Raw genomic sequence first — 26,208 nt, 5'->3', positions numbered from 1 at the left:
TAGTGATATAAACCTGTTGGGAACAAATGCTTAAAGCCTCCCGGAAAATTATTTCGAGGGGAATCCCCATGAAGCTTCCTCCCCAGAAGACGAAAATTGTGGCGACGATAGGGCCCGCAACGAAATCGAAGAGGATGATTGAGAAGCTCATAAAAGCCGGCATGAGCGTTGCCCGCATAAACTTCTCCCACGGGACCTTCGAGGAGCACGCCAAGGTGATAGAGGCCGTGAGGGAAGCTTCGCAGAAGCTCGACAGGAGGGTGGCAATCCTTGCCGATCTTCCCGGCCTCAAGATACGGGTTGGGGAGATAAAGGGCAGCTACGTGGAGCTGAGGAGGGGGGATAAGGTAATCCTCACAACGAGGGACGTTGAAGGGGACGGAATGGTAATCCCAGTCGAGTACAAGGATTTTCCGAGGCTGGTATCCAAGGGCGACACGATATACCTCAGCGACGGCTACATAGTCTTAAAGGTTGAGGAGGTAAGGGACACGGATGTCGAAGCCCTCGTTATCTCGGGTGGGAAGCTCTTCTCAAGGAAGGGCATAAACATTCCAAAGGCCCATCTCCCGGTAGAGGCCGTTACTCCGAGAGACATGGAGATAATAGAGTTCGCGATAGAGCACGGCGTGGACGCAATTGGCATAAGCTTCGTGGGAAGCGTCTACGATGTCCTTAAGGTCAAGAGATTCCTTGAGAAGAAGGGTGCCGGGAACGTCTTCGTCGTGGCCAAAATCGAGAGGCCTGACGCGGTCAGAAACTTTGACGAGATACTCAACGCGGCCGACGCCATAATGATAGCTCGCGGCGATTTAGGCGTTGAGATGCCCATAGAGAGGCTCCCAATCCTTCAGAAGCAACTGATAAGGAAGGCCAACGTGCAGGGCAAGCCAGTGATAACCGCCACTCAGATGCTCGTCTCCATGACGACGGAGAAAGTTCCCACGAGGGCGGAGGTTACGGATGTAGCAAACGCCATCCTTGATGGAACGGACGCGGTCATGCTTTCCGAGGAGACGGCCGTCGGAAAGTTCCCGGTCGAGGCCGTTGAGATGATGGTGAAGATAGCCAAGGTAACCGAGGAGTACAGGGAAAGCTTCGGAATGGTCCGGATGAGAGAGTTCATGGAAATCACGCCGCAGAAGGGGGCGATAAAGGAGGCGATCACAAGGAGCATAGTAGATGCACTCTGCACCGTGAACATAAAGTACATCCTCACGCCGACGAGGACGGGAAGAACTCCCCGCCTTATTTCCAGGTTCAAGCCAAAGCAGTGGATTCTTGCCTTTTCCACGGATGAGAGGGTCTGCAACAACCTCATGTTCAGCTACGGCGTCTACCCCTTCTGCATGGAAGAAGACTTCGACGAGAGGGACATAGTGAGGCTAATCAAAGGGCTCGGGCTCGTTCAGAGCGATGACATCGTCCTCATGACGGAAGGGAAGCCCATAGAGAAGACCGTCGGCACGAACTCCATCAAGATCTTCACGATAGCCTGAACTTGGCACTGGGATGGAGCGCGTAATTGCTCCGATAACCCGAATCAACTAAGTCGCCTTGGGGTGACTCTCCCACCCTTCCCTCTCTCCGGGGACTGGACGACCATAAGGAATATGTCACTTCAAAAGTTTTGTCTTAGCATTTTCCTTTGAAGGTTTATGAAGGGCTGGTTTTTTGGCCATTCCGATCACCCCCTCGAATACTATATGGTACACACTGTGGTTTACTATACGTTTACCATTTTACTGTATAGTTTACCATACATGGAATTGATAATATTTTCTCTCTCATATGTATCCACTCCCATATGCTTAGGGATAAGTTGGGTTATCTAACAATTTGCGTGAAAAACTCACGCAACTCAATGATGATACCTCTTTCAAAATACTCCAAAAACAGCAAGAAACAAGGATTGGTCCTGTAGTAAACAAGTAGTGAACTATACGCAAATGGGAACTCCAAGTTCAGCAATGGTGCCGCTTTCTACTTGAAACCCACCTTGGCGAGAATTTCTTGATACTCGCTCTCTCTGATGTATCTTCCGGAGACCGCGATGAAGCGCTTGGGCTTTACTATCCTTGGGTACCTTCTGATGCCTTTAAGTTTAAGCACCATCCATGGCCTGGGCCTTTTCCCGCGTGAATGCCACCTCCGTCTGTCTCTCTCATATTTCCTGAGCTCTTCTGGTGTTAGGAAGAGCTCGTTCCTATACTCTTTAATGATCTCTTCGATGTTTTTGAAATGCCTAACGCTTTCAACTTCTGCCTCTCCGTGGAATCCCTGATTCTCTCGGGAAGCATAGAAAACGATTTTCATTCCAGGCTTTACTCTAAGCGTTGAGGGCTTCACAAAAACTGTTTTGCCTTCTTTTAGGATCCTATCTAACAGGGGCTTTGGCACTGGAAATGTTACTCCCACTATTTCCTCTTCCATATATCTCACCACCTAGACACTTTCAACCGATAACCCTAAAAACTCCTTATTACTTTAGTTTTATGTCTTTGGGTTTAGAACTAGTGGGGAGATAATAATGACTCCCACTCAAATTGAAGAGAGGTATTTTAGCAGACTCAAGAATAATATAAGCTCATCTGAAGCGATTGATGTGTTTAGGAGAATTTTCGTCGATGTGTGGGGTTTTAAGTATAGTGATGAAGACATCCCAGTAGAGAGCTTCAGAAAGTTTGTTTCGGAAAATACTGAATTCGCAAAGATAATTGCAAGATCTCCCTCAAAGGATGGCTCATTCTACATAATCTACGTCAAGGGAAAGGGTAAAAGTGACACAGTGAGGTACAGGCAAGGGATTATAAAAGATCTCGTTGAGTTCACGGGCTCTATAAACTTGGAATTTGCAAACTTCCTGACCATAATTGAACATGGGGGATACTGGAAGCTTTTAGTTCCCGTGTACAGGCGTGAAACTGATGTAGCGAAGGCGAATATTTACGTGATAGATCCAAGCTACGGAAAATTCAGAACACTAATTGAGGGCATTTTAAAGGTCGGAGAAGAAATTAAAAAGCTCAAAGAGTATCCTCCGGCTTCTCAGATAAAAGTGTTCATTGACGAATATATGCACGTTAGACCGCTCACGGAGGAATTCTTCCAAGATTACAAGAAGTACCACTACAAGCTCAAGGGGGTAATAAAGAAGCTCTACGGGAAAAAGCTCGAAGAAGTTTACACGGGGGAATTGCCAAAAGACATATTCGTTGAAAGAGCTGCTAAGACATTTGCTCACACTTTCTTCAACAGATTGATGTTTGTTTATTTCCTACAGAAAAAAGGATGGATCATAAACGATAAAGTGAAAATTAAGTATCCAGTTGATGAGATAGTAACAAATAAGAAAAGATTTGTTAGCTGGCTCTGGGAAATGTACCAAGAGTACAAGAAAAAAGATGGCTACGATGATTTGGAATTCTACAGGGACTTTCTCAGAAACCTATTTGTAAATGTAATGAATAAACCAGCTCAAGATAGACATTTCAACAAAAGGTTACCAGATCCAGTATTTTACGCATTTAGAATGGTTCCCTACTTCAACGGCGGTCTTTTCAACCACATTAAAGTTGGAGGCGTTGATTTAGATGAAATAATTACATCACTTCCAGATGAGCTATTAAAGGAGCTAATATTCGATTTCTTTGAAGAGTACAACTTTACCGTAACCGAAGAGACGCCTTATGAGGTTGAGGTTGCAGTTGATCCAGCAATGCTTGGAAAGATTTACGAGTCTTTGATTGCTGAGGAAGAGAAAGCTTTGGAGGAAGAAGAACGAAGGGTTTCGGGAATCTTCTACACGCCGAGAGCAGAGGTAGACTTCATGTGTAGGATGGCGATTTATGAGTATCTAAGGAGAAACACAAAGGTTGAGGACGAGCTTTTGAGGGAGTTTGTATTTACGCCGCTTCATGAGTGGGAGAAAAGACCGCTACCAAGGGGGTTAATTAGTGCTCTTGAAGATGTTAAAATAGTCGATCCAGCGGCTGGGAGTGGGGCATTTCTTGTGGGAATGTTCCATCTTCTTATGGAACTCTACGAGAAGGCAAGGGTAAAAGTGGATTACGAAAGAAAGCTCGCCATAATCAGGGATAACATTTACGGAGTTGACATTAAGGAATGGGCGGTACGGGTAGCCAAACTGAGACTTTGGTTAGCACTAATTGAAAAAGAGGAAGAAATCCCAAATGAGCCAATTCTTCCAAACCTCGAGACTAAGCTAGCTGTTGGTGACTCCTTAGCGCCACCTTACTTTGTCCTTAAAATAAACGGGAAGAAAAAGATAATCGAGATACCCCTCGCTAAGTTCCGTGAGAGCCTTAGATTACTATGGGCAAAAAAAGGAGCAAGCGAGGCCATAGTCGCATACAAGAATCTAGTGAAAGCATATTACATGGGGGAGAAGATAAATGGGAAACCTGTAACGCTCAGGGACATTGAGAGAGCCAAGTGGGGTGCTCTTCAAGAGTTTCTTGAGAATGCCCTCAAGGAAGAGCTGAAGGCTAAGGAAAAGGAAGATGTCAAGCTACTCCTTGAGGCTGTCAAAAAGGAGGACTTCTCAGCCCTTGAGAAGCCGCCCTTCATCTGGGAGCTGGACTTTCCAGACGTGATGCTCGAAAAGAGGGGTTTTGATATAGTGATAGCCAATCCACCGTATGTAAGGCAGGAAAAAATCTACCCGGAGTATTACGATTTAGCGGAGTTCCAGATGCTCCCCAAAAAGGAGCAGGAGAGACTCAAGAAGGAGTACAAGAAGAAGATAATTGAACATATGGAAACCATAATCAAGGAGAAGTTTAAGTACGAGATGAAGCTCCCAGCTAGAAGTGACCTCTATGCATACTTTTTCATCCAGGGTGTCAACCTGCTCAATCCTAAGGGTGCGCTGGTTTTCATTACATCCAACTCATGGCTTGACGTTGATTACGGAACCGCTTTACAGGAGTTCTTCTTGAGATTCACCCACTTAAGGGCGGTGATTGACTACACGACGAGGAGCTTCGAGCAGGCCGACGTCAACACAGTGATTACAGTTTTGACGAGAAAGCCCGAGGAGCTTTTCAACACGGTTGGAGAGGAGTGCGTGAACTTCGTTTTGCTGAAGAGGAACTTTGACGGGCTGAGCCGCGGGATAATAGACAGGCTCCTTGAGTGCTACGCGGGGAAGGTTAAGGGCGTTGAGGTCTTTGGAGGGGAAGTTTACAGCTACGAGGACGATGAACTGAGGGTGAGGAGCGTTAAAGCGGTGGAGCTTGCAAAGATGGGCGGCCTTAAGGTCGGAAAGAAGAACCAACTCCTCGGAACCTACAACATCTCCGGCGAGTACAAGGGCATGAAGTGGGGCGGAATACTGATTAGAGCGCCAAGGATATTCTACGTGATTCTGGATAAAGGAAAAGGAAAGCTGGTGAGGCTTGGGGAGATTGCTGAGGTAAGATTTGGGATTAAAACAGGAGCGAATGAGTTCTTCTATTTGGAACCAATTAAGAATCCAATAAAGTGGCCAATATGTAAGATTTGTGGTAGAGTCCACAAGCCCGAGGAAGGATTAATTGCGGTGAGGAATAAAGCGGGCTGGGAGGGCTATATCGAGGAGGAGTTTTTGAGGCCCGTTGTTAAGAGTCCACAGGAGATAAAGACCTATCGGATTAGACTTGAAGACCTGAAGTTCAAGGTGTTCCTCTGCAATCTCTCCAAGGAAGAATTAGAGAACAGAGACAAAATACACGCACTGCATTACATTGAATGGGGAGAGAACAAGGAATATCAAAACAAACCAACATGTAGAACAAGAAATCCATGGTGGGCGTTAGGGGACAGAAAAATCGGAAGTTTGGCCTCCATGATGAGTTACAACATCAGGTTTCCTTTCTGGTTAAATGATATTGCTCTATGTGATGCGCGGCTTTATGACATCTACAAAAAACTGGATATCTCATCAGAGCTTTTAGCCAGTGTATTAAATACAACTCTAGTTCCAATAATCATTGAACTTACAGGAAGAGCTAATTTAGGAGAAGGTGCTTTGGACTTCAAAGTTTATGAGACTGCTGAAATTCTTGTTGTGAATCCGAAAATATTCTCACAGAGTCAAATTCAACGCCTCCTCCACGCCTTCAACCGCATGGCAAACCGCGAAATCAAGTCCATCTTCGAGGAGCTTGGCCTTCCGAAGCCCAACCGTGATCTCAGTAACATCAATCCAGACGACGTTAGCTTGGACAAGGTAATGCCTGACCGCCGTGAGCTTGACAGGATTATCTTTGAAGTTCTTGGCTTAACTGAAGAAGAGCAGCTTGAGGTTTACAGGGCCGTTGTGGAGCTTGTAAAGCAAAGGCTTGCTAAAGCAAAGACTTTCTCAAATAAGAAAAAGAAGAGGTGAGGCATTTGCTCACATCTTGGGCAAAAATTATCCTTGGGTCATTAGCTTACTTTCCTCTTTTTGTGGTACTTCTCATAAAGAACCTCCCGCTGAAGTGGGGACTCTTTGCTGGGACGATCTTATTTGCTTTTATTTTGTTGCTGTCTTGGTCAGTGCTCTGTTCAATACGAAAGTTCTCGGGAAAGCCAATAAAGGTCAAAATTGACAGAGACCTTAATGATCAGTATGTGGGGTTCATAGTCACGTACATAGTTCCGTTCATAGGAGCAGTAAAAACTGTAAACGACATTATCTCCATGGCTATTCTCCTCTTAGTGATATTTTCTCTGTATCTTTCAACCTCCCTGTTTGCTGTTAATCCACTACTCAAGTTAATTTTCGGCTACAATCTCTACCTATGTACTATTAATAATAAAGATGGGATACTACTTTCTAAAGAAAACCTTAAGAGAAACGAAGAATTATTCTTAACAGCATATTGTATTGATGAGAACTCTAACATATTTATCCAACACAAGAATGAGGGTGAAACAACATGAGCCAAAGAGTTAATGTTCAGTTTCCCGAAATAGAAGGAACCCCGCAAATGCTTATTATTAAACGATATCCCCTACGTAAGCAAAGTGAAGATAGTGAAAGCACTAATAAAAGATACCGGTACTTGTTTTACCCTGCCGAAATAACCGATGACGTCGCTGAAAATCTCAAGGAAATATTATCAAATTACATTTCTATGACTTTGAACACTCAGGGGGAGAATAACTTACCTTCCTACCATCCAGACATTGATGAACTTCCTTGTTATGTAGAACTAACATCCGAGAATTTTCCGTATTGGCAAGATTTCGTAGAAGTTCTTAAGTTAGATTCAGACTCTAGACAAGAAAGAGCCCCCAAAACCTTAGAAACAAATCTTTGGGGTTATCTTTTCTATCTTCGCTCAGAAAACTATGCAATTGGATATGCGAAGAAATTGTCTAAATCGAAAGTTCTAAAAAAGAAGAAATTGCTTAAAGGAGGACTAGTTCACAGAGGCATATTATTCAACTCTGTTGAAGAAATAGAAGGTATCGAGTTGGATATCTCTACCGATTTTATTTTTGTTGTTAAATTTGATCAGGAAGACAATCCCACACAATCTTGGGGAATAATCTGGAACAAGTCCAATTTTGAGGCACTTTTGGACGTCTATGAATACCAGAAAGAAAAAGCTATGGGGATATTGGGACAATGTCGCACATTACCTCAATTATTATCTGAGGAAGACTTAGCGAATCTCAAGGCTACGGTTGAGGGAAATAGGCAGCTACATAAAATGTTGTTGAACCCCGTGACTGCTAAATACATGAACGAAGTTACTATCAATGACTTCAAAGAAGTAAAGAAGAAGTTTAGGGATGTCTCTTTTGATATTGATGAGAATAATCAAAAGGTACTACTACCTTCTCCTAACAGTGAAGAATACATCAAAGCTGTTAGGGAAGTCCTTAGTATTATTGGTGCCAGATTTGGAAAGACAATGAATAACCAGCACATATTCAAAGGAAAGCCCGAGGAAATAAGATAGCCAGTGTGAATGGGGGTGATGTTATTTCCTCGAACCTTCCTCTTTCGGACATCCAAACTGGCATTTCCTTTATTAGCCAATTCGTCACTCTACTCAAACTCCTAAAAGATGCAAGGGAAAAGAAAAAGCTCAAAGACATCCTCTGGAGACTCATTGAAGATGACGTAAAAAGAGCCGAAACAGCCGTTGACAGGCTTTCAGATGCTGTAATCCTAGCATTTGGGGCGAACTTCTTCTATTCACTCCTTTTTGAGCCTCTCGATCCGGATGCAAAGGCCAAACAGCTAATTGAGAACATTTCCAGAAACTACCATGAACTCCTTGAGAGCATTAGGTCACTCTCCAAAACAATACTCACTTATCAAGACGAGTTCAAAGAGCTCTTTTCGCCCGCTGAGTGGGTTTACATTAAGGGAATTCTAAGCGCTGTTAAAGAAAAGAAAATAGACACCGAGTTACTCTCAAGGCAGGTTAAGGTGTGGCCAATATTCCACCAGACGAAGAATCAATTGCACTTTCAACAGAAATTTTCAGAGTATCTCAATGAATTCAACAAGCAGACTGGACTTGATGAGTTAAACCACCGCATTGGATTAAAGGACAAGGAATACAGGGAATTTGTTGCTAAATTTTTAGAGAGATGTCTCAAAGAGTTCTTTGCCGAGTCTAAGAAGTTTAAATCAAAACAAAAGAGCGCTTCTCAGAAATCTAAAGAAACAATTTGACTTTACTCCCCTACTGGACTCGTTGCGATGAATACATCCTCGGAATCAATCGGCGGTACAAACAGTGCTTCAAAAAGCCGCCAGAAATGGGCTTAAAGAGTTCTCTCAAAAGTTTAATGAATGCCGTTTTAAGGTGGCTCTCCGAAATGTTAAAAAGAATAAAAGCAAAGCTGAGTACCCTTCGAGGGTGAGAGCTTAATGAAGATTTCTATCAAAAACTTGGACCCATTAAAAGATGCCGAACTAGAGCTTGGAGATATAACCGTGCTACTTGGCCCTCCAAACTCTGGAAACTCATACACCCTCAAGTCACTGTACACCCAGCTTGTGATGCTTGACGAAATTGCACGAGATTATATCATTAGAGATGTTAACTATTTCATAAGGACTGTGGCCCCTAGAACTCTAATTCTAAGAATGATGAATTTACAGCACTTGTAGTGGAACTCAAGAAGATCAATGATGCAGCTAAGAAAAACATTCGTGAAAGCCTCCAGGGCAAGTTTCCTCAAACTCTGAGAATTTTGAAAAAAGAACTGATGCCCGTTTTTGGTTTAGAAAGTGAAAAGAAAGTAAGATACTGTGCCGTTTTGGTAGTTCCCGGGGAAGTTATTGATAAAATAAATACGGTTAGAGCGATTTAAGGCATTTAGTTACTCTTATGTGCTTATTGAAGCCTTAAAAGAGGGTGACAATATTCTGGGACATAGTTCAAAGCCATCTTAATGACCTCAAAGCTCATGTTGCTGTGGTCAATGATGCGGTAGATGACGAGGTTTATCCAAAAATTAGTTTTGGATTACGGATTGCGTCCGTTCTGGTTAGCCGTAACTTGTGTAAAGTTCGTAAGGCTCGTTACGGCTGACCTTCCAGCCTCCCATCTTCATTGGAGGGCTTTCGGGGGGAACGGTAACTCCCCACATCTTCCATTTTCCAGTCCCCATTCGGGCTTAAAACCCCACATACCGGAGACTGCCATGACACCTTAAAACAAACTCCAAACTATTTAAAAATTACATGCCAAATTTCACACTTAAATTATCTAAGAAACAGCCCATGATGCCATCTTACTGACTACGACAATTAGGAATGGATGTAGTTGGTTTATAACAAATGATTATGGAAATAATTCAACTGAACAAACAAAAGCAGAAGAGCAAAAACGAGAGAAAGGAAAAGTCCCCTTATCTGAACTCTTTAATATCGTGCCCGATTCCCCCTCAAAACTCCCTGAGAGAAACTAAAGATGAAACTGAAACATGAAACTGGTAGAGAGAATCAAAAGCACAAAATTGAGAAAGTCTTGACTGCTCATAAACAGTGTGTTAATACTACGTCTTCCGTTTAGGTTTTCATTCCAGAAAATTAATATCCACATGCCAGACTTAATACTGAGGTGATCCTAATGTCTGAGTCCGCGATTGGCATATTAACCAAGTATGGTATTGTCGATAACCGCAATGTTACCCTGCTTGATGTTCTCAAAGAGGCCCTTACCTCTGGCGACTACCGGCAGATAGACATTGCCGTTGGTTATCTATACATAAGTGGCCTCGGGGAACTGCAAGATGAACTGGACGATTTCTTCTCCAAGGGTGGTAGGATGAGAATACTAATTGGGAGCCAGACCAATAGAGAAACGTATGAGCAGCTCCTTATGGCGTATCATTCCTTGGAGGCCTTAAGAAAAAGAAAGGCTAGCCTAGATAAATCCAAGTCCAACCTTGAAAAGCAATCAGAGACTCTTGAAAAAGCGACCAACTTTATGGAGCACACAAAAGACAATGAGATTCTCTTGACCAGACTTGTGAAGTGGTTGGAAAGTGGCAGTCTTGAAATAAGGATCTATGCTAAGGAGTACATGCACGCAAAGGCGTACCTCTTCCACCCAAGCAGAGGTAGCATCGCTGGAATTGGACTCGTTGGTTCAAGTAATTTTACAATCCACGGGCTTTCTGCTAATACCGAACTGAACGCCCCATTATTCTCAGTTCATTTTGAAACATTGAAACAATGGTTCGAGGACTTATGGAAGAAGGCAGAGGAGTTTAATCCCTATATAATGAAGGTGATAAACGATAGTTGGGTCGGCCAAAAGCCTGGTACATTCCCTAATCCTTATGAAGTCTTCATAAGAGGGCTTTACGAACTTTACAAAGACGTTCTCGAAAGTGAAACGGGCTTCCTAATCAGGACACTCGGGGATGTCTTATATGATTTCCAGCTTGACGCGGTCAAAAGGGCAATCGCGATAGTGAACAAGTACGATGGAGTTCTCATAAGCGATGTTGTTGGACTGGGAAAGAGCTATATCGGACTGGCAATATTGGAGCACTTTTCCCTTTTGAACTTACTCCAAGGGCGCCCTAATAAAGTAGCCGTGATAGCACCTCCAGAGCTAGTTAAGTATTGGGAAGAGTTACTTAAGGCTTTCAACATAGAGGGAAGAGTATTCTCATCGGGCCTTTTGCCTAGAAGAGAGTTGTCACCCGAGAATTACAAGGATATGGAAGAATACATCAGGAATCTGGTGGGGATAGTGCTCGTCGATGAATCACATCACTACACTAACCCTTCCACAAAGTCATATCGGAATCTCCAAGAGCTACTAATGGGCAAGAAGGTAGTATTATTGACAGCAACACCATACCGGAAGAGATATAGAGACATAATCAACCAAATACGCCTGTTTAGGCCTGAAAAGAGGCATCCATTTCCAATAGCTCCTCAAACATGGGATGATCTAATACGGGCAATTGAAAACGGCGAGTTGGACCCCTCATACGTCCTTAGGGAAATTATGATTAGAAGAACTAGGCATGACATACTTAAGCTCTATGGAGGAAAGGGCAACTGCATAAAAATACGAAACAAAAAGATATGCTTTCCAGAAAGGAAGTTGAATGTTGCGGAATATAGAATTTCCGATGTATATCAGATAGAGAACGTGCCAAAGGATCTTATAGATATAATTGCCCAAGATTCTGAAATTTACCCAACGGACATATATACTCTGCTCTTGGCTGGAATAAGCTCAATGAAATATGCTAGATTTGATCTCTATCGTTATGTTAAGCCTCAATTTAGAGATAAGAGTCCCTATTCAGAATTATCTGCCGCAGGAAGAGCTTTACGAGGTATAGAAAAGATCCTCTATCTTAAACGCCTCGAAAGCTCATGGTATTCAATGTATCAAACCCTCAAGAGGGATATTATCAAAACGGAAAACTTCCTGAGGTTTGTAAAGCACAACTTCATACCTGCAGGTGATGAGTTTGATGACATTCTCCTTGGTGTTAGGGACGGCAAAGAGCCTCACGTGCTAAGCGAGGAGGAAGTGATAGCCTACATTGAAGAACTGAAAGAAAAGAAAGTCTCCGAATATAGGCCAGGTGCCTTCAGATTGGCAGAGCTAATATCTGACCTAGAATATGACCTGAAAAAATTAAAGGCCATGGAGAAAGTGTTAAGGCCATTAAAGGAGGAGATCGAGATAGATCCAAGGAAAGATCCCAAGTTGATGAAGCTTGCTTCGATAATCGACGAGAACTTCAAGGAAGGCAGGAAGAAAATTCTGATATTCAGCGAATTCGAAGAAACCGTCCAATGGATATATAGGGGATTGAAGAAGCTCGGCTATACTGAGAAGTATAAAATCGAGATGGTTAGTTCCAAAACAAAAGGAATTAGTGATAAAATAAAACGCTTTGCCCCGATAGCAAATGGAATCTCAATAGAAAAAAATGAAGAAATAGATATCCTAATTTCAACGGATATCCTCAGTGAGGGACTTAACCTTCAGGATGCAAATGTCGTTGTGAACTATGACCTGCACTGGACACCGATAAAACTAATTCAAAGAATCGGAAGGGTGGACAGGATAGGGACTGAGCACGATGTGATTTTTGTGTATAACTTCTTCCCCGAAATGGCACTAGAAGAGAACCTAGGTTTACTAGAAAAAGTCAGAAAGAGGATAAGGGAATTTAATATGGCACTTGGGGCCGATGGCAAGATACTTGAAGAGAGTGAAGAATGGAACCCATCTGCCCTTGAGGCAATTTACAAGGGAGATATAGAAAGTCTAGAAAAAGCGAGCGACATTTTTTCAATTACAACCCTAGCAGAGAAGTTGGTCAGGGAATTTAGCGAAAAACATAAGGAGCTATTTGAGAGATTAAAGAAGAAATACTCAATGAGGAGCGTGGCTAAATACGAGGGAGAGGACTATTTGGCGTTCTTTGTTTGTAGTGATGGAATTATTTCACAGTACTTCATCTACAGAAAACAAAATGAAACATGGGTCCAAGAAAGTATGTCACTGGAGGAATTTCTAGAGGCCACAGAACTGAATGAAGATACAAGGCCATTTAATGCCTTTAAAGACATGGATATTTACTACAGCGCAGCCAATAAAGCGTTAGAAAACTTCAAGAAACTCAAGGAGATTAAAGAGAGCTCTCTAATATTGGGGAAAGCTAGGAGACCAAAGAGCAGAAATGTCGAAAGAATCTTGAACAAGCTCTATAGGAAACTCCACACATCAAAAAGTGAAGCAGAAAGAGCATACTTATCCAAGCTATTGGAGCTAATCAAATGGGGATACACCCATCATGAACCCTTTGCGAGAGCCCTCAAAGAAATAAGCCCCAATGCTAGAACCGAGGATATAATCAAAGCTTGTGAGGTACTAATCGAAAAGTATAACATTCCAGGATGGAAAAAGAGAGTAGAAACTAGAGGAGAGCCCGGAATTGAAGGTGTTAATCCCCATATAGTGGCCGGATTAATATTTGTTCCCAAAAATGAAGACTCGAAGAGGTGACTACCATGGCGTTCCTGAAGGTCGTTCCGTTGGAGAAGGCCCTTGATGTTGTGAACGCTCTGCCCCTTAAGCCAAAAACCGAGGATGTTCCACTGGAGGAGGCCCTTGGTAGGACACTCGCGGAGGACGTAATAAGCCCGATGGACGTTCCGCCCTTTGACAGGGCCACCGTCGACGGATACGCCGTCAGGGCTGAGGACACTTTCATGGCGAGCGAGGCCAATCCGGTTAGGCTGAGGGTCGTTGGTGAGGTACATGCGGGCGAAGCCCCTTCAATTACCGTGGGAGAAGGGGAGAGCGTTTACATATCAACGGGTGCACCCCTGCCCAAGGGGGCCGACGCAGTGATACAGTTCGAGGACGTGGAGCGGGTGGGGAATGAGATAATAGTCGCGAAGCCCGCCTATCCCGGCATGGGCGTCATGAAAAAGGGTGCCGATATACCCAAGGGAAAGCTCCTCCTGAAAAAGGGAACCGTGCTCGGATTCAAGGAGACGGCTCTGCTCTCTGCCGTGGGGATTGCCAGGGTGAGGGTCTTCAGAAGACCAAGGGTGGCCGTCATAAGCACTGGGAACGAAATAGTCTTACCCGGCCAGCCCCTCAATGCCGGTCAGATTTATGACATAAACGGAAGGGCCGTGGCGGACGCCGTGAGGGAAATGGGCGGTGAAGCGAGGTTTCTGGGTATCGCAAGGGACGACCTGGAGAGCCTAAAGGCACTCATCCTTGAGGCCGTTGAGTGGGCCGACATCGTGGTTCTCAGCGGGGGAGCGAGCGGTGGGATGAGAGATTTGACTGCCTCCATTATTTCGGAGCTTGGAGAGGTCCTCATCCACGGCATAGCGATCCAGCCAGGAAAGCCGACCATCATAGGGGTTGTGAAGGGCAAGCCCGTGTTCGGACTGCCTGGCTACCCGACAAGCTGCCTGACGAACTTCACACTGCTTGTGGCCCCGCTCCTGAGGAGACTTCTCGGAAGAGAAGGACAGGTGAGGAAAGTCAGGGCAAGACTGAAGCATAAGGTATTCTCCGTCAAAGGGAGGAGGCAGTTCCTACCCGTAAAGCTTGAGAGAGACGTGGCAGTCCCGATACTGAAGGGAAGCGGGGCAGTCACGAGCTTTATTGATGCTGACGGCTTCATAGAGATTCCCGAGAACGTCGAGAGCCTCGATGAAGGAGAGGTGGTTGAGGTGACACTTTTCGGTTAATTAACGAGTTTGGAGAAAAGCGATAGCCGGGGAGAGGACATGGAGCGAGATTAAGGAGGCACTTGAAGAAGGTGAGAAGAGGGAAATTAAAGACCCAATCATAGCGAGAATCCTCAGAGCGATCCTCGATGCCTCTTTCATTGAGAAGATTGAGGAGCGGAGTAGCCCAAATATTTTCGGGCAGGCGTTGGGGGTGATATTATGACTTCTACCCTAAACGTGAGGATTGCGACGCTTGAAGACGTTGCTGGACCACCGATCCGGAATTGAGCGGTGGCTTAAACGAGAAGGCGGAAGGGTTAGGAAGGCTCGCTATGAGGAGCTGAGCGTAAGGGAGCGCTATCTCCACGGCGGCCCCTGGATGAGCATCGAGAGCTGTGCGGTTCACCTAAACAACCTTCTTCTTGAAGGGCAGATTGCAGTGGTGGCTGAAGTAGATGGGAGGATCGGTGACGAGGCCGAACTTCTGATAAGCGAAGAACCCGTGCGTGGGGAGATTACTAAAATAGCGCACCTGGATGTTATCGAAGTTCACAGGGAATTCAGGGGACGTGGAGTTGGACGGGCAATAGTGGAGTTCTTGGAGGAACTCGCTCTGGAGAAGGGTGCGGACTTTTCACACCAACTCCCGATCCAAATGCCGCCGGATTCTACAAGAAAATAGGCATTTCGGAGATCGTCTATAGGGCCAGCATCGTCGAGTTCGATACTTCAAAGTTTCCTGAACCTCCGAAAGATTCTGAAACATTCGAGTTCTCTTGGGACAACGTGAAGGCCCTCGAAATGGTTGCGGGAAGGTTCCAGAGCTCATACCACCACTGGTTCGTTTCCTTCAGGGACAGGATAGCCGGTGTGAACGACGTTATACCTTTTGATAGCGGAATGCTCGGTGAGTCCTACTACGTGCTCAGGGGATTGCCTTCTGGCGATGGGGGCATACTGTTCCTGTGGGGCAGGCGGGAGGACATCCCCATTGCCCTAAGACGGGCAAGGGAGATCAGGTTCAAAAAGGTTCGCACCGTCGTTGACGAAACCGTTCTGAGGGAACACGAGCCCAAGGTTCTCGGCGAAAACGTGATACTCGGCAAATACCTCCAATAGATCCTTCCGTCTTTAAGTGGAAAACAAGGGGGAGAAAAGAAATCAGCCCTCCCTGAAGAGGCCATACTTCTTGGGGTCGTAGAAGGGCGGCACCACCGTTACTGCCTTCTTCCTCTGCCCCCTAATCTCCACCTCAATCTCAAGGCCAGGCTTCGCGTATTCACTCTTTACCATGGCAATACCTATTCCGATGCCGAGGAGCGGCGAGAGCGTTCCGCTGGTAACCTCACCTATTGGTTCACCGTTTGCATAGACCTTGTAACCCTCCCTCGGGATGCCCTTGTCAACCATTTTGAAGTGGACCAGCTTCCTTCTAAGGCCCCTCTCCTTCTGCTTGAGCAGGGCCTCCTTACCTATGAACTCCTTGTCCCAGAATATCGCGAACTCGAGGTTGGCCTGGAGCGGCGTGACCTCATCGATGTCCGTGCTGAGGAGTTGCAGTTCTTTTGTCTCGTTGCCGTAGAGGGTGTATCCAGCCTCAAGCCTGAGCGTGTCCCTCGCTCCAAGGCCAGCGGGCTTTATACCGTATTTTTGGCCAGCCTCAAGGATAGCCTCCCAGACGTGCAAAGCTTTCTCGGGCTTGCCCCTCTTGCTCTCGTCCGGGTGGTAGGGGTTCGCATCTTCAATGTAGAGCTCGAAGCCGTTCTCGCCGGTGTAGCCGCTCCTCGAGAGGAGCATCTTAATACCGTCGAGCTCGACCCACCTTGCCTGGAACCACCACATTTCGTTGATATCGATGCCGAAGAGGTCCATGGCAAGATCCCTTGCTTTTGGACCCTGAACGGCAAACATGGCAATATCGTAAGTCTTCAGCTCTATCTGGAGGTCGAGCTTCGTGAACTGCTCGATCATGGCCTTAAGCGACGTGAACCAGGCATAAAGCTTCTCGAAGGCGTCGCTGTCACAGACCATCATGTAGGTGTCGTCTCCCATATTGAAAACGAGGGTTTCATCTTTAATGGCGCCACGCTCATTGAGAACGAGCGTGTAGGTGCCACTTATCGCCGGGGGCTTGCTGATGTCGTTAGTCGTTGCGAACTGGAGGAACTTGAGAGCGTCCTTGCCCCTGAAGAATATCTCGCCCATGTGAGAAACATCGAAAAGACCGACGGCGTTCCTAACTGCGAGGTGCTCCTCCTTTATGCTGGAATACCACATGGGCATTTCCCAGCCCGCGAACTCCTCTATCTTCTTAGCGTGCTCCTTGTGCCAGTCGAAGATGTGGACTCTCTTGGCCACGACCATCACCGGCGAACCTATTTTACGGAGGTGATATAATCTTTATGGTCCGAAAACGCCTTAACCCCTGAGGACAAAGGCCCTTCGATGCCGGTCATCAGAGTTCCCTACGTGCTCTTCAGAACGGCCTCCGGAATTTACGGCATAGATGCCTACACATCTCTCCGCGTCGAGAGGCCCGAAAGGGCGGCGACACTTATCAGGAGGGCGGAAGGGCTAAGGCCCGTTCAAGAGAAACCAGAGAACGCACTGCTAAGTCTCGAGGAGGTTGAGGCATTTCTTACTAATCTCTTGGAGCTAGTGAAGGAGCACTCGGGTAGCATAATGAAAGAGAGGGTCAGCAAGATGCGGAGATGGAACATATTCAGGCTCTTAGGAATTCCAACGGGCCATTCAAGGCATATAGCCGAGGAGGAGAGGCTGGCAAAGGAGAATAGAGAGGCATTGCTCGCTTTAAGCCTTCTGGAGAACGTGCTCAGGGGCAGGGTCAAGCCTCTCGGATACGCCATTTTGGAGCTGGAGGTTCGCGGTCGGGAGGTTATGGTGGGGGGAAGGAGGGATGGGGTTTACACGGAGCTTACAAAAATAGATATGAGAGCTGCGATGGCACTGGCCGAGCTCATATCAGCTCCCGCTCGGTCTTTGTGAGCCTCCTTCCACCGTTCTTTGTCACGAGGACGGTGTCCTCTATCCTGACGCCGCCAAATTTGGGCATGTATATCCCCGGCTCTATCGTTATCACCATGCCCTCCCTGAGGACAGTCTCGTCGTGCTGGCTTATCCGTGGCCATTCATGTATCTCAAGGCCGACACCGTGGCCAAGGCTGTGGATAAAGTATTCGCCGTAGCCATACTCCGCTATTATATTCCTTGCCACCGAGTCGAGCTCTTTAGCCTTCATTCCCGGCCTTACAGCCTCGATTGCCTTCCGCTGGGCCTCGAGGACTATTTCATAAATCTCTCTCTGCTTCTCATTGGGGCTCCCTACCACTATGGTCCTCGTTATGTCGGAGTTGTAGTGCCTGTAGAGGGCCCCTAAATCCATAACGACGAGGTCGCCCTTCTCGATCCTCTTATCGCTGGCCACGCCATGGGGAAGGGCGGAGCGGTGTCCACTCGCTATTATGGTTTCGAAGGCAGGCTTCTCAGCCCCGTTCATCTTCATGACATATTCCACCTTCGCGGCGATGTCCCTCTCCTTTTTTCCTTCCGTAACATCCTCTATGGCCGCCATGACGGCCCTGTCGGCGATTTCACAGGCCCTCTCAATGATCTCGATCTCCTCCTTGGTCTTGATAATCCTCAGCTCCTTTATAGCATCGTCAACAACCTTGAAGTCCTTCACGTCCGCCTTCTCCCTGAGGGCGTTGATCATGGAAAGTGTCATCGAGCCCTCGACGCCTAGCGTCTTAATGCCCTTGAGAGTCGAGTAAAAGTCGTCAATCTTCTTGAACTTCTCCACGGGAAGGAAGCTCTCCTCCTTAGCCATCTCGTATTCGAGCTCTGGGACGTAGAGGATGGCCTCATCTCCCCTGATTAAAAGATAGCCCCCCGCGAGAGGTGAAGCGCCGGTGAAGTAGAAAACGTTTGAGCTCTTTGCAATAAGTATTCCGTCGAGCCCGTTTTCATTGGCGAAATCGATGAGCCTTTTAATTCTATCTTTCACAGGCACCACCGGGGAGCGTTGGGCGAGGTGAATAAAAAACTTTTGGAACCGGTGGTTTAATAAAGGGCTTTCTTATTCCCAATTTGGTGAGTCTATGTACGGATGGAGGGGCAGAATAGGCCTCGTGGTTCCGTCCTCGAACACGACCATGGAGATGGAACTACATTCCCACCTCCCCGAGGGGGTCTCCCTACACACCTCGCGAATGCCGCTGAAGAGCATCACGGAGGAAGAGCTCCTCAGGATGAATGCCCTCGCCGTGGAGGCCGCGAGGCTTCTGACGGACGCTGGCGTAGGGGTCATGATCTTCGGGTGTACTAGCGGCTCGTTCATCGGAGGAGCAGACTTCGAGAAGAACCTCGAGATGAAAATAGAGGAGGAGGTTAACGTTCCTGTCTTCACGACGAGCACCGCCGTTATAGAAGCCCTTAGGACTCTCGATGCCCAGTCTCTCCTCGTCGTGACCCCCTACACGGACGCAATAAACGAAAGGGAGAGGGAGTTCCTTGAGGCCAATGGCTTCGAGGTTCTAGACATAAGGGGCCTAGGCATTGAGGACAACCTAGAGGTGGGCAGGCTGGAGCCCCGCGTTGCTTATCAGCTTGCAAAAGCTACCTTCGTGGAGGAGGCTGATGCGGTATTCATAAGCTGCACGAACCTCAGGACCTTTGAGATAATCGAACCCCTCGAGAGGGATCTCGGTGTCCCCGTGGTTACGAGCAACCAAGCCTCCCTCTGGTTCGCCCTCAGAGAACTCGACGTGAATGACAAGCTCCCCCTTGGAAAACTCTTAAGGGAATACTGACATGGTAACGGTGGTATTCCTGGGAACGGGAGGCATAATGCCAACAAAGGAAAGAAACGTGCCTGCCATAGCCATTAGGTACAAGGGTGAGATAGTGCTCTTTGACGCCGGGGAGGGGACGATAAGGCAGATGAACACTGCCAGCTTGAGCCCGATGAAGGTTGACAAGATTTTCATAACGCACTTCCATGGTGACCACTACCTTGGTCTCGCCGCACTAATTCAAACGATGAATCTCTGGAACAGGACGAAACCCCTACATATCTACGGTCCAGAAGGAAGTGCCGAGTTCGTGAAGAACCTCCTCAGGAGCGGCTACTTTAAGCCAGCCTTTGACGTGGTCATTCACGAAATAGGGGAGGTTAGGCTGAGGTTCGGGGAATACGAGATCTGGAGCTTTGAAGTCGAGCATGGAATTCCGGCCCTCGGCTATGTCTTCAAAGAAAGGGACAGGAGGGGCCACTTCGACCTCGAGAAGATAAGGAAGCTTGGCCTTAAGCCAGGTCCCTGGATGAAAGTGCTTGAGGAGAGGGGTGAAGTTGAGGTCAGCGGGATGAGGATACGGCTTGAGGATGTGACAGGGCCCAAGAGGAGGGGCATCAAGATAGTCTACAGCGGAGACACGGAGCCCTGCGAGAGGCTGAAGCTCTTCGCTAGGAGGGCCGATCTTCTTATACACGAGGCCACGTATATAAGGGAAGAGCACAGGAGAGACAGCTACCACACGACCGTAGAAGAGGCGTGTGCCATCGCCCAAGAGGCTAAGGCAAGGCTCCTCGCCCTATTCCACAGAGCTCCCCGCTACCCCTACGACGAATACGTCGCCTTCGCCAGGAAAGTTTGCCAGATCCCCTTCATTGTGCCCCGAGACCTCGACATACTGACCGTCGGAGGGGAGTAGCTTGAGTTACCTACGCTACGTTAAGGTCGTCGGAACCATGCACGTGTCCCCGAAGAGCAGGGAAGAGGTCGTAAGAACAATCCTCGCGGAGAGGCCCGATGCCGTCGCCGTGGAGCTCGACCCCGGTAGGATGGCTTCCCTCTTCTCGGAGCGGTCGGTAGGACTTGGTGATGCCCTTAAGCTCGGCCCAAAGGGGCTTTTGGCATACTTTCTGCAGAAGATTGAAGAGGAATTGGGAGAGGACTTCGGGATGAGGCCAGGGGAGGAAATGAAGGCCGCCGTCGAGGTTGCCTTGTCCCTGGGAATACCAATCTACCCGGTTGACCAGCCCCTCTGGACAACGATTTCTAAGATGCTGAAGGCCCCAACGAGGGAGAAGATTCTTATGGTCCTCGAGATACTCTCATTCTTCCTGCCGCTTTCGGGGGAAGTTGAAGTCGACGACTACAGGACCCTTGTCCTCAGGTTTAAGACCCGCTATCCCTACCTCTACAGGGTCTTAGTTGATGAGAGGAACGAAGTCATCGCAAAGAACATAATGGCGATAGTGGATGATCTACTGAGAAAGAAGGAAAAACCAAAGGTCGTAGCGGTCGTTGGACTCGGCCATAAGGCTGGCGTCGAGAGGATACTCAACGCTCATAAGCCGAGAAGGCTCACAAGCATCTCAAAATAGAATTTCAGTCTTCTGAGCTCCCTTTCTCCAACGCTTTCCATTCTGCTTACTTCCTCATAGAACAGCTCTATTTCCCGGAGGAGCTCATCGACAAGCTCTTGGGAGCCGGCGGAGAGCGCCCGAAGCTTTCCCCTCAGGAAGGGCATTACCTCCTTGGGCCTGCCGAGATACGCCCAGTAGAGGCCCTCCATTAGGACACTCTTCAGTATCTCCTTCCTGCTAAGTTTCTCCACCCCTCCTTGCCATGGTGCCCACCTTTTCCCAATCAAGTTACCATTTATTTAAAACTTTTCATGAGAATTCTGTCATTTTGACAAATGGGTTAGGCTTCAAGCCCATCCTATCGCCTGCGAAATTCTCCTCAGAAGGCAGGTATGTGAAGAAGATAGGAGAAAGAGTCAGCTGATGCTGTCGTAAACTACGCCAGCGAGCTCTCCGTCATCCAAAGTCACGAAGCTCACCTTGAGTTTCTTCCCGGTCTTCGGATCAACCACCACAAAGTCGGGGCTCTTGAGGTACTCGCTGCCAGGAATCCTCATGACGACATCATAGTGCTTCTTCAGCTCCCTCAAAAACCTCATGGGGTCCCTCTTAATTGTGGTGACCATCTCCATCACCTCCCTTATTGTGTACAACCTTTAAGTATAAAAACCTTTCCATAGCCATTTGTTAAAAATTGAATAGACGATTGTCGAAGATGTTGTGAAAACATCCCCGGGGTAGAGGGAAGGAAGCAAAAAAGCCTAAACTCCTAACGTCTTCACAACGAACGCCAGCAGGTCAGCCAGTTCCTTCGCCCTCGTCTCAGGCGAAGCGCCCATGTGGCCGCTCTTCGTTTCGACGCGCAGATAAACCGGTGCACCGACTTCCTTCAGCCTCATGAAAAATTTGAGGGCGTGGGCAGGATGGACGCGGTCGTCATACAAGCCTGTGTAGATCAACGTTGGTGGATATTTCTGGGGCTTCACATTGTGATAGGGACTGTACTTCAGCAGGAACTCCCTATCTTTCGGGTCATCCGGGTTGCCGTATTCTGGAATCCAGACGCTTCCAATGTAAAGCTTGTGGAAGCGCATCATATCTATGACGGGGTAGCCTATCAAGGCCGAATCCATGACCTCGGGCCTCTGAACGAGGGTCGCCGAGACCAGAAGTCCACCGTTGCTCCTCCCCCAAGCGGCTACCCTGTAGCCCTTGCCCTTAAGCTTCTCTAGAACCGCTATGAAGTCGTCGAAGACGTTCTGCTTGTTTTCCCTCATGCCTGCCCTGTGCCACTCCTCGCCGTACTCAGAACCACCACGGAGGTTTGCCATGACAAAAGCACCCCCGCGCCTTATGAACGGAATCACTTGGGGGAAGAACCTCGGAGTTAAGGCAATGTTGAAGCCGCCGTATCCGAAGACCCAGGCTTTCTTTTCCTCCCTCTCACCTTTGACGATGAAATAGTGTATCCTCGTGCCATCCTTCGAGACTGCGAAATCCTCTTCGACCTTAAAGTTTCCCCCAATTTTAAGCTCGTCAATCAGCTTAAGCTCGCCGTCGAACTCGTAGAGCCTGTAAGGGACGGTAAAGCTCTCGTATCTAAGAAGAGCCTTACCGGCGTGAATGTCGAGGGGGTAGACGCTACCCGGGAGGTCAAAGGTTACTTCATCGAGCTTCTCCCCGCCAAGCGAGTAAACTTCGAGCCTGTGGCTCGCATGGACGAGCCTGCCAGCCAGGATTTTATCATCAACGATGACGGCCCACTCAAGCGGAAACTCGCCCTCGGGAATTATCTCCTCGACCTCACCGCCTTTTATAGCCACGACCTTCCCGAGACCCCTTCCTTCCCTCGTCAGAATGTAGAGCTTTCCATTGACAACATCTATCGGCTCCGCCGGGACGCCTGCCGAATAGACCTTCTCCCACTTCTCGGGTTCCTCAATCGGGCCGATGTATACCTCCGCACTGTTCCAGCCGAAGGTAACAGTCAGCATGGCACACTTTCCGTCGGTGCTCTTCCTCAGCGAGATGAAGTAACCTGAGCCAAGACCCTTGCCGAATACCATCCTCTCCCCTTTCTCGTCCCTGAAGAAGAGCCTCACCGCTGGAGCCTTAACCCCATCGGGCGTCTTTTCCCTGCGATAGAAGCGGACGTAGTAGTAGCCGTTCTCCAGGAAGGTTATCCCCCAGACTGAGGGCCTGAGCTCCTCTATGAGTTCTCCGCTTTCGAGGTCTGTTATCCGAGTTATTCCCTCGTCCGCCCCGCCGATGGAGAAGCTGTAAGCCAGCTTCCTGCCCTCTCTGTCCGCGGTGAAGCCCTGGAGGAGAACTTCATCTCCGAACTCTTCCTCAAGCTTTTTCGAATCTACGAGAATCTCTCCGTCGAACCACCTTATCATCTGCTTCCCTGCCCCGTTCACCATAACAAGGGTCCCCTTTTTGGTCAGCCTAGCCATTCTCACGATAGGTAGGAAGTAAAGCTCTTTCACTTCGGGATAGAGCTCGTCGCTTAGCCGTGCAACGAGGGCCCTGAAGCGCCCGTTCTCATCCTCAACCAGCTTAAGAACACGCTCGTCGCTGAGATTCTCCATCCAGAGGTAGGGGTCCTCCACGGGGATCACCAAAGGTATATCGAAGAGGTCCGTTATAACAGTACCGTAGAGATAACCAGAGGAAGGCGTGGAAGGCCGGAGAATCCGTGGGGCCTTCAGAGAAATTATCACCTAACGGGAAGCTCTGTCGTCTCTTTATGAACCTTAAGAACAACCATTGTGTGAGTTCCTTCAACCCCATCGATGTTCCCTATGATATCTAGGAACATGTTTAGGTCTTCGCTGTTTCGAGTTCTTATCTTTACGACCATGTCGTAATCGCCCGTTGTTTCATAAACCTCGGTGATCTCCGGATACTTAACGAGCTCTTCGGCGACGCTGGCATATTTACCCGCCTTGGCCTTTATTAGGATGAATGCAAGCATCGTAAAGCCGAGCGCCTCTGGATCGACGATGGCCGTGAACTTCTTAATCACCCCACTCTCCCTGAGCCTCTTTATCCTCTCGTGAATAGTGGACTCGGCGAGGCCCGTCTTTTTCGATATCTCCCTGAGGGGAACCTTTCCGTCCCTTTGCAGTATTTCGATAATTTTCTTGTCAACCTCGTCAAGGGTACCTCTCACGAAGACCACCGCGAAAGTTTTTTTCGAAGATCGTTATAAACCTGTTGGAAAAGCCTCACGAGAAGAGAAAGAGTTATAAATGCACCTCCCGGTTATGTGTGTGAAGTCTAAGGGGGGAAGGAGAATGGCGGAAAGACCTTTGGATGTTATTCACAGGTCGCTTGATAAGGATGTCCTCGTGATACTGAAGAAGGGTTTTGAGTTCAGGGGCAAGCTCATTGGCTACGACATACACCTCAACGTCGTCCTCGCCGACGCCGAGATGATTCAGGATGGGGAGGTCGTGAAGAAGTACGGGAAGATCGTGATCAGGGGAGACAATGTTCTCGCTATATCTCCCACCGAGTAGGGGGGGTGTGAATGGGCAGCGGAACCGCAACCTTCGGTAAGAGGAACAAGACTCCCACTCACATAAAGTGCAGGCGCTGTGGCAGGAAGGCATACAACATCAAGAAGGGTTACTGCGCCGCCTGCGGCTTTGGCAGAAGCAGGAGGCTTAGGAAGTACCGCTGGAGCAAGAAGTGGAAGAAGAAAAAGAACGTCCACTGATTCTCTTTACTTCTGCTTCTTCTTCCATCTGCTCCACTTGTAGAGCGCGGCTAAGGCCTTTATAGCTCTCTCTGGCTCAGGATATGCTGGTATACCATTCTCGTTAAGGAGGTCTATGGCTTCCTTGGCCTCTATACCACCCACGATGGCCACAACAAGAGGCTTCTTCCTTCCGCTCTCGTTGTACTCGCGGATGATTATCTCGGCGAGTTCTCTCGGATCGAGGACGGCCGTCTGGCAGTAAAGGATTACTATACTGTGCATGTTCGGATTGGCGAGAGCATCTCTTATCGCACCCTCGTAGCTCTTGGCGTCCGCCATGCCCGTAAGGTCAACGGGGTTCTTGTAGGAGCCGAAGGGAGGCATGTGGTTGGCGAAGATCTTGAGCTCCTCGAGGTCGTCGTAGAGGTGGAGGCCCTCTTCCTCGGCGGCATCGGTTGCCATGACACCAATTCCGCCACCGTTGGTAATTATGACGACATTCTCCCCTACTGGTTCAGGCAGGTTGCTGAGGGCTCTAGCCCAGTCAAAGGCCTCGCCGATGGTTAAAGCTCTGAGAACACCGCTCTGCTTGAAGGCGGCCGTGTAAATGGTGTCGCTTCCGGCCAGAGAACCGGTGTGCGAAGCGGCAGCTTTGGCTCCACGCTCGCTCCTTCCGGCCTTGATGACGATTATTGGCTTCTTCTTGCTGACCTCCTTGGCAACTTCCATGAAGCGCCTGCCGTCCTTGACGCCTTCCATGTAGATGAGGATGGCCTTGGTGTTCTTGTCGTCCTTGAAAAACTCAAGCAAATCGGCGTCATCTATATCAGCTTTATTACCAACGCTGACGATCGCTGAAAGGCCTATCTTCTCAAGTATCGTCCATCCCATGAGAGCTATACCGAGAGCACCGCTCTGACTGATGAGGGCCAGCGGACCTGGTAGAACGTCTGTCGGGCCAAAGGTGGCGTTCATTTTAGCTGGCGTATATACGACACCGAAGATGTTCGGGCCGAGAATCCTCATGCCGTACTTCTTGGCGATCTCAACGAGCTGCATCTCGACCTTCTTACCCTCCTCACCGAGCTCGCCAAAGCCGGAGCTTATTATCGGAACGACCTTAACACCCTTCTGGCCGCACTCCTCAAGAACCTGGGGGACGAATTTGGCCGGGACGACTATGACAGCCATATCAACCTCGTCCGGTATCTCCAAGACGCTCTTGTAAACCTTGAATTTTCTCCCAGCAATCTCAATTTCTCCACCTTTGATGTTCACGGGGTATATTTTGCCCTCGTAGCCGTACTCGATGAGGTTCTTCATAATTGCGTAGCCGATTTTGCCCGGTTTTGCAGAAGCGCCTATCACAGCGATGCTCTTTGGATTAAAAAGGGCCTCCAGACTCATCTTCTTCACCCC

General features: G+C 48.0%; 25 protein-coding genes. 17 read left to right on the top strand and 8 right to left on the bottom strand.

Features of this window, described 5'->3' with window-relative positions:
• Positions 1–68 precede the first annotated feature (68 nt).
• Positions 69–1,499 (top strand): pyruvate kinase, encoded by a 1,431-nt coding sequence (gene pyk, locus PYCH_RS03845; RefSeq protein WP_013905529.1) that lies wholly within the window; start codon positions 69–71, stop codon positions 1,497–1,499.
• A 484-nt stretch (positions 1,500–1,983) separates the two neighbouring features.
• On the opposite strand, the gene PYCH_RS03840 is transcribed toward pyk, so the two are convergent.
• A complete protein-coding gene (locus PYCH_RS03840; RefSeq protein ID WP_013905528.1) occupies positions 1,984–2,433 on the bottom strand; it encodes a DUF365 domain-containing protein in 450 nt (149 codons plus the stop codon).
• Positions 2,434–2,530: 97 nt separating this feature from the next.
• On the opposite strand from PYCH_RS03840, the gene PYCH_RS03835 reads away from it, so the two are divergent.
• From PYCH_RS03835 to PYCH_RS10145, 10 genes are all read left to right on the top strand, one after another.
• The gene (locus PYCH_RS03835; RefSeq protein WP_013905527.1) at positions 2,531–6,388 is read left to right on the top strand and encodes an Eco57I restriction-modification methylase domain-containing protein; all 3,858 of its coding nucleotides are present in this window, start codon (positions 2,531–2,533) and stop codon (positions 6,386–6,388) included.
• Positions 6,389–6,393: 5 nt separating this feature from the next.
• Entirely contained in the window at positions 6,394–6,927 is a 534-nt protein-coding gene (locus PYCH_RS03830; protein ID WP_013905526.1) for a hypothetical protein, read from the top strand.
• Positions 6,924–7,955 (top strand): hypothetical protein, encoded by a 1,032-nt coding sequence (locus PYCH_RS03825; RefSeq protein ID WP_013905525.1) that lies wholly within the window; start codon positions 6,924–6,926, stop codon positions 7,953–7,955. Before PYCH_RS03830 ends, PYCH_RS03825 begins: the two co-directional genes overlap by 4 nt.
• Positions 7,956–7,960: 5 nt before the next feature.
• On the top strand, positions 7,961–8,680 hold the full coding sequence (locus PYCH_RS03820; protein ID WP_013905524.1) for a BAR domain-containing protein: 720 nt from the start codon (positions 7,961–7,963) through the stop codon (positions 8,678–8,680).
• A gap of 198 nt (positions 8,681–8,878) precedes the next feature.
• Positions 8,879–9,121 carry a hypothetical protein gene (locus PYCH_RS03815; protein ID WP_013905522.1) on the top strand — a complete coding sequence of 81 codons (243 nt, stop codon included), beginning with the start codon at positions 8,879–8,881 and terminating at the stop codon, positions 9,119–9,121.
• Positions 9,121–9,324, top strand: coding sequence for a hypothetical protein (locus PYCH_RS03810; protein ID WP_013905521.1), 204 nt, complete (start codon positions 9,121–9,123; stop codon positions 9,322–9,324). The genes PYCH_RS03815 and PYCH_RS03810 overlap by 1 nt, the downstream gene beginning before the upstream one ends.
• A gap of 761 nt (positions 9,325–10,085) precedes the next feature.
• The gene (locus PYCH_RS03805; protein WP_013905518.1) at positions 10,086–13,505 is read left to right on the top strand and encodes a helicase-related protein; all 3,420 of its coding nucleotides are present in this window, start codon (positions 10,086–10,088) and stop codon (positions 13,503–13,505) included.
• Positions 13,506–13,510: 5 nt separating this feature from the next.
• Positions 13,511–14,713, top strand: coding sequence for a molybdenum cofactor synthesis domain-containing protein (locus PYCH_RS03800; RefSeq protein ID WP_013905517.1), 1,203 nt, complete (start codon positions 13,511–13,513; stop codon positions 14,711–14,713).
• 235 nt (positions 14,714–14,948) lie between these two features.
• On the top strand, positions 14,949–15,377 hold the full coding sequence (locus tag PYCH_RS10150) for a GNAT family N-acetyltransferase (protein WP_237698689.1): 429 nt from the start codon (positions 14,949–14,951) through the stop codon (positions 15,375–15,377).
• A 104-nt stretch (positions 15,378–15,481) separates the two neighbouring features.
• Entirely contained in the window at positions 15,482–15,814 is a 333-nt protein-coding gene (locus PYCH_RS10145) for a hypothetical protein (RefSeq protein ID WP_052296526.1), read from the top strand.
• 42 nt (positions 15,815–15,856) lie between these two features.
• Here PYCH_RS10145 and gcvT read toward each other — a convergent pair whose 3' ends face one another.
• Positions 15,857–17,053, bottom strand: a complete 1,197-nt coding sequence (gcvT, locus tag PYCH_RS03790; protein WP_048058192.1) for a glycine cleavage system aminomethyltransferase GcvT — start codon at positions 17,051–17,053, stop codon at positions 15,857–15,859.
• A gap of 87 nt (positions 17,054–17,140) precedes the next feature.
• Between gcvT and PYCH_RS03785 the strand changes: the two genes are divergently transcribed.
• Positions 17,141–17,701: a hypothetical protein gene (locus tag PYCH_RS03785; RefSeq protein ID WP_013905515.1), complete on the top strand. Its 561-nt coding sequence runs from the start codon at positions 17,141–17,143 to the stop codon at positions 17,699–17,701.
• On the opposite strand, the gene pepQ is transcribed toward PYCH_RS03785, so the two are convergent.
• Positions 17,673–18,719 carry a Xaa-Pro dipeptidase PepQ gene (pepQ, locus tag PYCH_RS03780; protein WP_013905514.1) on the bottom strand — a complete coding sequence of 349 codons (1,047 nt, stop codon included), beginning with the start codon at positions 18,717–18,719 and terminating at the stop codon, positions 17,673–17,675. The two genes, PYCH_RS03785 and pepQ, sit on opposite strands and share 29 nt — an antisense overlap.
• 94 nt (positions 18,720–18,813) lie before the next feature.
• Between pepQ and PYCH_RS03775 the strand changes: the two genes are divergently transcribed.
• Genes PYCH_RS03775 through PYCH_RS03765 form a run of 3 tightly spaced genes read left to right on the top strand, consistent with a single transcriptional unit; the run spans position 18,814 to position 21,101 of the window.
• Positions 18,814–19,524, top strand: a complete 711-nt coding sequence (locus PYCH_RS03775) for a maleate cis-trans isomerase family protein (RefSeq protein ID WP_013905513.1) — start codon at positions 18,814–18,816, stop codon at positions 19,522–19,524.
• Position 19,525: 1 nt separating this feature from the next.
• Positions 19,526–20,425 (top strand): ribonuclease Z, encoded by a 900-nt coding sequence (gene rnz / locus PYCH_RS03770; protein WP_013905512.1) that lies wholly within the window; start codon positions 19,526–19,528, stop codon positions 20,423–20,425.
• A gap of 1 nt (position 20,426) precedes the next feature.
• A complete protein-coding gene (locus PYCH_RS03765) occupies positions 20,427–21,101 on the top strand; it encodes a TraB domain-containing protein (protein WP_013905511.1) in 675 nt (224 codons plus the stop codon).
• Here the strand turns inward: PYCH_RS03765 and PYCH_RS03760 are convergent.
• From PYCH_RS03760 to PYCH_RS03745, 4 genes are all read right to left on the bottom strand, one after another.
• A complete protein-coding gene (locus PYCH_RS03760; RefSeq protein WP_013905510.1) occupies positions 21,065–21,334 on the bottom strand; it encodes a hypothetical protein in 270 nt (89 codons plus the stop codon). The genes PYCH_RS03765 and PYCH_RS03760 overlap by 37 nt on opposite strands.
• A gap of 165 nt (positions 21,335–21,499) precedes the next feature.
• Positions 21,500–21,709: a hypothetical protein gene (locus PYCH_RS03755; protein WP_013905509.1), complete on the bottom strand. Its 210-nt coding sequence runs from the start codon at positions 21,707–21,709 to the stop codon at positions 21,500–21,502.
• Between the two features lie 135 nt (positions 21,710–21,844).
• Positions 21,845–23,695 carry a prolyl oligopeptidase family serine peptidase gene (locus PYCH_RS03750; RefSeq protein WP_013905508.1) on the bottom strand — a complete coding sequence of 617 codons (1,851 nt, stop codon included), beginning with the start codon at positions 23,693–23,695 and terminating at the stop codon, positions 21,845–21,847.
• A 107-nt stretch (positions 23,696–23,802) separates the two neighbouring features.
• The gene (locus tag PYCH_RS03745; RefSeq protein ID WP_013905507.1) at positions 23,803–24,258 is read right to left on the bottom strand and encodes an Lrp/AsnC family transcriptional regulator; all 456 of its coding nucleotides are present in this window, start codon (positions 24,256–24,258) and stop codon (positions 23,803–23,805) included.
• 124 nt (positions 24,259–24,382) lie between these two features.
• Here PYCH_RS03745 and PYCH_RS03740 point away from each other — a divergent pair, with 124 nt between their 5' ends.
• Both PYCH_RS03740 and PYCH_RS03735 read left to right on the top strand, forming a co-directional pair.
• A complete protein-coding gene (locus tag PYCH_RS03740) occupies positions 24,383–24,607 on the top strand; it encodes an LSm family protein (RefSeq protein WP_048058191.1) in 225 nt (74 codons plus the stop codon).
• Between the two features lie 11 nt (positions 24,608–24,618).
• Positions 24,619–24,807 (top strand): 50S ribosomal protein L37e, encoded by a 189-nt coding sequence (locus tag PYCH_RS03735; RefSeq protein WP_013905505.1) that lies wholly within the window; start codon positions 24,619–24,621, stop codon positions 24,805–24,807.
• Between the two features lie 6 nt (positions 24,808–24,813).
• Here the strand turns inward: PYCH_RS03735 and acdAI are convergent, their stop codons facing one another.
• Positions 24,814–26,196, bottom strand: coding sequence for an acetate--CoA ligase II subunit alpha (gene acdAI / locus PYCH_RS03730; RefSeq protein ID WP_013905504.1), 1,383 nt, complete (start codon positions 26,194–26,196; stop codon positions 24,814–24,816).
• Positions 26,197–26,208: the final 12 nt, after the last annotated feature.

The sequence above is a fragment of the Pyrococcus yayanosii CH1 genome (assembly GCF_000215995.1).
GTDB classification, from domain to species: Archaea; Methanobacteriota_B; Thermococci; order Thermococcales; family Thermococcaceae; genus Pyrococcus; species Pyrococcus yayanosii.
This window is presented reverse-complemented; position numbering and strand designations above follow the sequence as displayed.

Coding starts and splice junctions, on each gene's coding strand:
- pyk (WP_013905529.1), top strand. CDS start 69: ATGAAGCTTCCTCCCCAGAAGACGAAAATTGTGGCGACGATAGGGCCC.
- PYCH_RS03840 (WP_013905528.1), bottom strand. CDS start 2,433: ATGGAAGAGGAAATAGTGGGAGTAACATTTCCAGTGCCAAAGCCCCTG.
- PYCH_RS03835 (WP_013905527.1), top strand. CDS start 2,531: ATGACTCCCACTCAAATTGAAGAGAGGTATTTTAGCAGACTCAAGAAT.
- PYCH_RS03825 (WP_013905525.1), top strand. CDS start 6,924: ATGAGCCAAAGAGTTAATGTTCAGTTTCCCGAAATAGAAGGAACCCCG.
- PYCH_RS03815 (WP_013905522.1), top strand. CDS start 8,879: ATGAAGATTTCTATCAAAAACTTGGACCCATTAAAAGATGCCGAACTA.
- PYCH_RS03805 (WP_013905518.1), top strand. CDS start 10,086: ATGTCTGAGTCCGCGATTGGCATATTAACCAAGTATGGTATTGTCGAT.
- PYCH_RS03800 (WP_013905517.1), top strand. CDS start 13,511: ATGGCGTTCCTGAAGGTCGTTCCGTTGGAGAAGGCCCTTGATGTTGTG.
- PYCH_RS03785 (WP_013905515.1), top strand. CDS start 17,141: ATGCCGGTCATCAGAGTTCCCTACGTGCTCTTCAGAACGGCCTCCGGA.
- PYCH_RS03775 (WP_013905513.1), top strand. CDS start 18,814: ATGTACGGATGGAGGGGCAGAATAGGCCTCGTGGTTCCGTCCTCGAAC.
- rnz (WP_013905512.1), top strand. CDS start 19,526: ATGGTAACGGTGGTATTCCTGGGAACGGGAGGCATAATGCCAACAAAG.
- PYCH_RS03755 (WP_013905509.1), bottom strand. CDS start 21,709: ATGGTCACCACAATTAAGAGGGACCCCATGAGGTTTTTGAGGGAGCTG.
- PYCH_RS03740 (WP_048058191.1), top strand. CDS start 24,383: ATGGCGGAAAGACCTTTGGATGTTATTCACAGGTCGCTTGATAAGGAT.
- PYCH_RS03735 (WP_013905505.1), top strand. CDS start 24,619: ATGGGCAGCGGAACCGCAACCTTCGGTAAGAGGAACAAGACTCCCACT.
- acdAI (WP_013905504.1), bottom strand. CDS start 26,196: ATGAGTCTGGAGGCCCTTTTTAATCCAAAGAGCATCGCTGTGATAGGC.